The sequence below is a fragment of the Aliivibrio sifiae genome (assembly GCF_002954715.1).
GTDB lineage: Bacteria > Pseudomonadota > Gammaproteobacteria > Enterobacterales > Vibrionaceae > Aliivibrio > Aliivibrio sifiae.
On sequence record NZ_MSCP01000002.1, the window covers coordinates 964,565 to 970,973 of the forward strand.

At 33.6% G+C, this 6,409-nt stretch carries 9 protein-coding genes; 6 read left to right on the forward strand and 3 right to left on the reverse strand.

Going from position 1 to position 6,409, the window contains the following annotated elements; genetic code table 11:
- Positions 1-168: 168 nt before the first annotated feature.
- A complete protein-coding gene (locus tag BTO23_RS15595; protein ID WP_045103941.1) occupies positions 169-390 on the forward strand; it encodes a TA system antitoxin ParD family protein in 222 nt (73 codons plus the stop codon).
- The gene (locus BTO23_RS15600) at positions 383-673 is read left to right on the forward strand and encodes a type II toxin-antitoxin system RelE/ParE family toxin (protein WP_045103942.1); all 291 of its coding nucleotides are present in this window, start codon (positions 383-385) and stop codon (positions 671-673) included. The genes BTO23_RS15595 and BTO23_RS15600 overlap by 8 nt, the downstream gene beginning before the upstream one ends.
- Before the next feature lie 120 nt (positions 674-793).
- On the opposite strand, the gene BTO23_RS15605 is transcribed toward BTO23_RS15600, so the two are convergent.
- Positions 794-1,561 (reverse strand): GNAT family N-acetyltransferase, encoded by a 768-nt coding sequence (locus tag BTO23_RS15605; protein ID WP_105063971.1) that lies wholly within the window; start codon positions 1,559-1,561, stop codon positions 794-796.
- A gap of 288 nt (positions 1,562-1,849) precedes the next feature.
- On the opposite strand from BTO23_RS15605, the gene BTO23_RS15610 reads away from it, so the two are divergent.
- The 4 genes from BTO23_RS15610 to BTO23_RS15625 all read left to right on the forward strand — a co-directional run bounded on the left by BTO23_RS15610 (position 1,850) and on the right by BTO23_RS15625 (position 4,410).
- Entirely contained in the window at positions 1,850-2,950 is a 1,101-nt protein-coding gene (locus BTO23_RS15610; RefSeq protein WP_105063972.1) for a DUF262 domain-containing protein, read from the forward strand.
- Positions 2,940-3,602: an MAE_28990/MAE_18760 family HEPN-like nuclease gene (locus BTO23_RS15615; RefSeq protein WP_105063973.1), complete on the forward strand. Its 663-nt coding sequence runs from the start codon at positions 2,940-2,942 to the stop codon at positions 3,600-3,602. The genes BTO23_RS15610 and BTO23_RS15615 overlap by 11 nt, the downstream gene beginning before the upstream one ends.
- Positions 3,603-3,871: 269 nt before the next feature.
- Positions 3,872-4,114 carry a type II toxin-antitoxin system ParD family antitoxin gene (locus tag BTO23_RS15620; RefSeq protein WP_017019247.1) on the forward strand — a complete coding sequence of 81 codons (243 nt, stop codon included), beginning with the start codon at positions 3,872-3,874 and terminating at the stop codon, positions 4,112-4,114.
- Positions 4,111-4,410, forward strand: coding sequence for a type II toxin-antitoxin system RelE/ParE family toxin (locus BTO23_RS15625; protein ID WP_017019248.1), 300 nt, complete (start codon positions 4,111-4,113; stop codon positions 4,408-4,410). The genes BTO23_RS15620 and BTO23_RS15625 overlap by 4 nt, the downstream gene beginning before the upstream one ends.
- A 115-nt stretch (positions 4,411-4,525) precedes the next feature.
- Here the strand turns inward: BTO23_RS15625 and BTO23_RS15630 are convergent, their stop codons facing one another.
- Positions 4,526-4,813 (reverse strand): hypothetical protein, encoded by a 288-nt coding sequence (locus tag BTO23_RS15630; protein WP_105063974.1) that lies wholly within the window; start codon positions 4,811-4,813, stop codon positions 4,526-4,528.
- Positions 4,814-5,246: 433 nt separating this feature from the next.
- Positions 5,247-6,206: a hypothetical protein gene (locus BTO23_RS15635; RefSeq protein ID WP_105063975.1), complete on the reverse strand. Its 960-nt coding sequence runs from the start codon at positions 6,204-6,206 to the stop codon at positions 5,247-5,249.
- Between the last annotated feature and the right edge of the window lie 203 nt (positions 6,207-6,409).

Sequence of the window (6,409 nt, forward strand, 5' to 3'; positions counted from 1 at the left end):
CTACTATGCAATTATACTTAAAATTGACGCCCTAAAACGAGAAACACCCGGCAAACTGAGATTGCCGAGTGTAGTAAATCGTGTTGATGCGATTGTTATGGCGCAACTTGCGACAACCGTAGCAATATACTACAATAGTGAAAATTAACTTTAAATAGGATACTTACAATGGCTACAGCAAGCATCAGATTAGACCAAGACCTTGTGCAAAAAGCTACTATTATGGCTAAAGCATTCAGTCGCACCGCACCAAAACAAATTGAACACTGGGCTAAAATTGGTGAAATGATGGAAGATAACCCAGAACTATCATATGAGTTTGTAAAACAAGCAATTATTGCCAAAGCTGAAAAAGAAGCAGGAAAATTGGAGAGCTATAGTTTTGGCTAATATAACTCAAATTTTACAGACACCTACATTTAAGAAAGCAGTAAAAAAGTTACATAAAAATCAAAAGACGGATCTTGATAATGCAATTAAAGAATTAATGAAAGAGCCATTATTAGGAGAACAAAAGAAAGGTGACTTGTCATTTTTACGTGTCCATAAATTCAAAATGGTTAAGCAATTAACACTGCTTGGTTACAGTTACGAAGATGGCACGGTCACCCTTGAGCTAATGGCATTAGGATCTCATGAAAATTTTTACCGTGATGTTAAAAATATCTTCTGAGCCATAACGCCTGCATAACACGTTTGCTACTATGCAGATTAAGCCTAAATTTACCACTTAACACGGTAAACTCAAAGAAACCTGGAATGCCGAATGTAGCAAATCGTGTTGATGCATTTGTTAACTGTGATCAAAAGTATATGGAGTAGTTTCCGTAATAAATTTAAAACCATACTTTTCTACAATTGGCTTACTCATATCGGAAGCATCAATACTTAAATATTGAACATCACGTTTCATAGCATCATCAATTCGCTTATGTAAAAGATTCGAGTAATAACCTTTACCTCTATATTCCTTGAGTGTACTACCGCCCCAAATTCCTGCAAATGGACTATTTGGGGTATAAACAATCCACCCTGATGCTACTGGCAAAGCGTTTTCGTAAACTACATATATCGTTAAATCATTTGGTGCTAATTTTTTCGCATTGATAAGTTGAGCTAGTTGACCACTAAAATCCCCGCCCCATACTTGTTCTTGCACAGAAATAGCATCTTTTATCCCTTGTTCATCAATTACTTCTACACATTCGTCATTATTAATACTCACCATAGGTAGAGCATTTAAACTAAGAGCCATAAAGGATTCAGATTCACCCTTTTCAAACCTATGAGATTTCAATTTTTCACCAATGTTAATTGGTAAATCTGTATCATAAGTTTTCCATTCAAACGACAAACCAAGCTCAGTAAAGTATGTAATTTCACTTTCAATGACCCTATCTATATTTTCATCATTCAGTTCAGAGAATGAGATAAAACTACCATATTGGGTATCTGAAACAAATTTCACCAACTCAGGCATAACAACTTTTGTATAACCACCAAGAGAGCTTCCCTTTCGTTCGTATTTATTATAAATACGCATAACTTCCTGTATATTCATATTTCCCTCGAAACAGTTAACGCCTGCATAACACGTTTGCTACCAAGCAGATTAAGCCTAAATTTACCACTTAATACGCTAAACCTAAAGAAACCTACAATGCCGAATGTAGCAAATCGTGTTGATGCATTTGTTACATGAATTATAAGCCATCAGGTGTAACTTGATAAAAAACAACCATATAGAATGCATTTATAATTACAAACATTACAAATAGGTAAATTATTGTTTTTAATAGTTAATACTCGTATAATTAACCAAATATATTTCATATAACATGGAAAAAACATGAATTTACTTGAACAAATAGAAGAAAAGCGCAAGGAAATATTCACAGACTCTTATCCTATGTCAATTGGTGAATTAGTTAACTTATATAAAGATGGTGATTTAGAAATAAACCCTGCTTTTCAACGTTTTTTTCGATGGTCTGAAACTCAAAAAGTAAGACTAATCGAGTCAATTTTACTTGGAATACCATTACCTTCGATTTTTGTAGCTCAACGAGAAGATGGTGTTTGGGATCTTGTTGATGGATTACAACGCGTATCAACGATCCTATTCTTTATGAATGAATTAAAAAATGAAGAAGGAAAAATAGACGGTTCATTAAAATTGACTGCTACTGAATACCTACCTCTATTAGAAGGCGTCATTTGGAAAGGTGAAAGCAATGAACTTGATTCATCTCTAAAGCGCTTATTCAAACGAGAAAAAATTGAGATTAAAATCATAAAAAAAGAAAGTGATACAAGTACTAAATTTGAGTTATTTCAACGCTTAAATACTGGAGGCTCCCAACTTTCAGATCAAGAAGTACGAAATTGCTTACTCATTATGCTTAATGAAGATTTCTATAAAATATTAGTAGACCTATCTAAAGACCAAAATTTTAATGAAACGATCAGTATTACTGAGCGCCTCTATGAAGAACGGTATGAAATGGAATTAATTTTAAGACTACTATCTTTAGCAAATACTCAAGAAGGTGAATTAAAGAATATTCCTGACGTTTCTGACTTTTTAACTAATAAATTAAAGTCATTTGCTGATAGTGATATTGACTGGAAACATGAAAAAGAATTGCTAGCAAAAACTTTCAGAATTCTCAATGCGACTTTGTCTGATAATGCTTTTAAAAGAAAGGTTGGCGATCAATTTAAGGGTGGATTTCAATTAACCATATTCGAAGTAATTGCAACAGGAACTTATTTATTCCTTAAAAATAGAAAAGATGAAGCTGCATTGCCTGATTTATTGAGAAACGTTTGTAATGACCTTAGTTCTAATGAAACATTCAATCGTTATAGTGGTTCTGGGTCAAAAGCGAACTATCGCTGGCCAAAATTTGTTCCCTTAGCTATGAGCTTATTTGTTGATGAAGATTAAAAGTAAAGAGCACTTTATTGACGTTATTCAAGCTGAAAGAGCATGGCGGAGGAAAGAATTAACTAATTTAAAGGGCTTAATACATCAATCTAGAGATTCTCATAATAAAACCTTAGTTAGAGCTGGGATATTGCTACTTTATTCTCATTGGGAGGGTTATGTAAAAAAAGTATGCGAAGCATTCTTTTACTACATGAATTTTAAAGCTCATAAATATTCAGATTTGAAGCCAAACTTCTTGGCTTTAGGGTTAGCAAATGAATTTAATGGTAATTTCCCACAAAAGAAATTTGACTCTTATTTAAAAGCAATCGATTTTTCTCTAAATAAGGTTAATGAGACAAAATTTAAGATTGACGTAGTGACTAGAATTGATACTAAAAGTAATTTAACGACAGAAGTTTTAGTCGACTTGTTAAATATGCTTGGTTTAGATTCGGAGCACTTTAAGAATAACCAACATTATATTGATAGTAAATTAGTCAAATATAGGAATGCTATAGCCCATGGTGAACGGACTGAAAATAATCCAGATCTATCAGTTAATGAAGATGAATTTAACGAGATCTATACTAGAATAAACGATTTAATTGATTATTTTGAAAACATTGTCAGTAACCATGTTGAAATGGAAACTTATAAAATCAATTAAATGATTATCTATACTGCATATATAGTATGCAGTATATCCATTTAAATGATACCTATATTCGTCTGTAAATAATTTCATGTAACGCCGCAATAACACGTTTGCTACTGCACAAACCAGCCTGAATTTTAACGCCTTAAACACCAAAACCCAAGACAAACCTAGAATGCCGAATGTAGCAAATCGTGTTGATTGCTTTGTTATGCGCGACTTGACTAATTTGAATTTTATACCATAATCACCATATTATTTGGTATTTTAAGGTTAAGGCAATGGCTAAAAACACAAGTATTACTTTAGGTGATCATTTTGAAGGCTTTATTAGCTCACAAATTCAATCTGGAAGATACGGCTCAACCAGTGAGGTTATTCGATCTGCGTTACGTTTACTTGAAACACAAGAAACAAAATTGCATACATTACGTAACTCTCTTATTGAAGGAGAAGAAAGCGGAGTCGCTGATTACGATCTAGATTCATTTATTAATGAACTTGATAGCGAAAATTCAAAATGAAGCCATTCACATTAACGATTTCAGCAAAAAATGATCTTAAGGATGTAGCTATATTTACGGCTCGTCGTTGGGGAAAAGAGCAACGAAATATTTACCTTAAACAGTTTGATGATTCTTTTTGGTTGTTAGCGGAAAATCCAGATATAGGTAAAGGCTGTGATGAAATTAGGAATGGTTATCGAAAATTTCCCCAAGGTAGCCACGTAATATTTTACAAACAAACAGGTAGTCAACAAATACAGATAATTAGAATCCTGCACAAAAGCATGGACATCTCCCCTATTTTTGGCGCATAACGCCTGCATAACACGTTTGCTACGATACAGACCTAGCTGAATTTTACTACCTTAATCACTGAAACTAAAGGCAAACTGACAACGCCAAGTGTAGCAAATCGTGTTGATGCATTTGTTAGCTGTTTTCATCACGATAGTAATAAACCTTTGTTTTGTTAATCCGTGAATAAATCCATAAACCCAATACGATTAAAGTGATAAAGAAAATGCTAACAAAGAATAGAAACAGTGGAGCCACTACCAAGGCCATCACACCCATTACTGGCGTTTCGTTCAATTTAATCGATGACATATCGAACATGCTTGAAATTCCAAATAAAAGCCCTACTGGTAAAGAGCCTATCAGAGCTCCGATTGTGAGGTGTTTATATATTGTTCCTGCACTTAATTTTTTTAATTCCATATTAATCTCTTTTATTATGATAAGTTACATCCTTGGTGTGTCTTAGGTTAAATTAGAACAGCATAGAAATTCAGCTTATACAGTAGTTTTCTAAAAGAAACGGTATGTTAATCACGACTTTCTGAGGAAATCACCTCAAAGTAACTAGCTCACTAGGAGTCACTTCACAGTAAATAAGAAGATAAGAAGATAAGAAGATAATTGGAAATATCAATTTAGATGTTCATTGATAATTACTTCAATATGCATCGAAATGCTCAGAATCTACTTTTCATTGAAATAGAAATATGGAGAACTTCAACAGCTAACGCCTGCATAACACGTTTGCTACGATACAGACTTAGTTGAATTTTAACGCCTTAATCACTGAAACTAAAGGCAAACTGACAACGCCGAGTGTAGCAAATCGTGTTGATGCATTTGTTATGTGAATTTAGATCGCTAATTTCAACACCCATGAAGCAATCACTATTACGCAAATTACAAGCACTACGACTGTAGATTTGAATGTCTCTGCAACTAGTGAATCAGGACATTTTGGTCCATTAAAGTCGCGCCAAATCCAACTAGGTGCTTTATATGGTTGATCCTTATATGACTCAAGCATATTTATAATATCATTATGGTCAACCTTCCCAATAATTGAGTCTAGATGCCTACTAAATAAATCTGAGTATTGTTTTTTCCAGTTTCTCAACTTAATATAGCCAAATGGTGTACTCCAGATTATATTTAAAATAAGTACAAACCACATAGATATAGATATACTATTTATTAAATCTATCGATGAATCTAACCAGTCTGGGATCTCAAACCTAGGTTTCCTCTTCTTCACTGTATAAAATCCATCTGAATTATCAGTAACAATAACCTTACCATTTATTAAACTTTTAGACTTACTTTCCAGTATCGGTATAATATTTTCAGCTGTGAGTTGTTCTAAATACATAATTAGAGTAGTAGTTTCATTTTCAGACCATTGCTCAAAACTGATATCAATTTCATTATCAGTTAACAATACTGGAATAATCCCAACATTATCAATTTCTGAATTAATATTGATAACCTTAAATTTCTCATTTATTTTAATTGGAATAGAACGATACAGGAGGTCGCTTTTTGAACCCACGCCAATTAAATTACGTTCACTGGTATTTTCAAGTCTAACTTTAATTTTCCAAAGCCCTAATACATCTCTACCCTCATAGGTAAATTTAGCTTTGACTCCTGGAACCGTTTCAACATCAGTAACTTTTTCACTCGATAATACCGACATTGAAACTGATATTAGCTCTGGCCTTGTTTGCACCCACAGGCTATAAACACTAACAACAGTAGCAACAAGCCCAGCAACAACGCTAAGTCTTTCCCAAAAGTATTTTTTGTTAAACATTCATCCCCCGTAATTTATTAATTCACATAACGCTGGCATAACACGTTTATTACCATGCAGACCAACCTGAATTTTACGCCTTAATCACGAAACCCAAGGCAAACCCAGAACGCCGAATGTAATAAATCGTGTTGATGCGATTGTTGTGCGTGCTTACTTTCGGCTTGGTCAACTTGGAAAAGAACTGCTTTGCCAAGATTTTA

Coding starts and splice junctions, on each gene's coding strand:
- BTO23_RS15595 (WP_045103941.1), top strand. CDS start 169: ATGGCTACAGCAAGCATCAGATTAGACCAAGACCTTGTGCAAAAAGCT.
- BTO23_RS15615 (WP_105063973.1), top strand. CDS start 2,940: ATGAAGATTAAAAGTAAAGAGCACTTTATTGACGTTATTCAAGCTGAA.
- BTO23_RS15610 (WP_105063972.1), top strand. CDS start 1,850: ATGAATTTACTTGAACAAATAGAAGAAAAGCGCAAGGAAATATTCACA.
- BTO23_RS15620 (WP_017019247.1), top strand. CDS start 3,872: ATGGCTAAAAACACAAGTATTACTTTAGGTGATCATTTTGAAGGCTTT.
- BTO23_RS15605 (WP_105063971.1), bottom strand. CDS start 1,561: ATGAATATACAGGAAGTTATGCGTATTTATAATAAATACGAACGAAAG.
- BTO23_RS15625 (WP_017019248.1), top strand. CDS start 4,111: ATGAAGCCATTCACATTAACGATTTCAGCAAAAAATGATCTTAAGGAT.
- BTO23_RS15635 (WP_105063975.1), bottom strand. CDS start 6,206: ATGTTTAACAAAAAATACTTTTGGGAAAGACTTAGCGTTGTTGCTGGG.
- BTO23_RS15630 (WP_105063974.1), bottom strand. CDS start 4,813: ATGGAATTAAAAAAATTAAGTGCAGGAACAATATATAAACACCTCACA.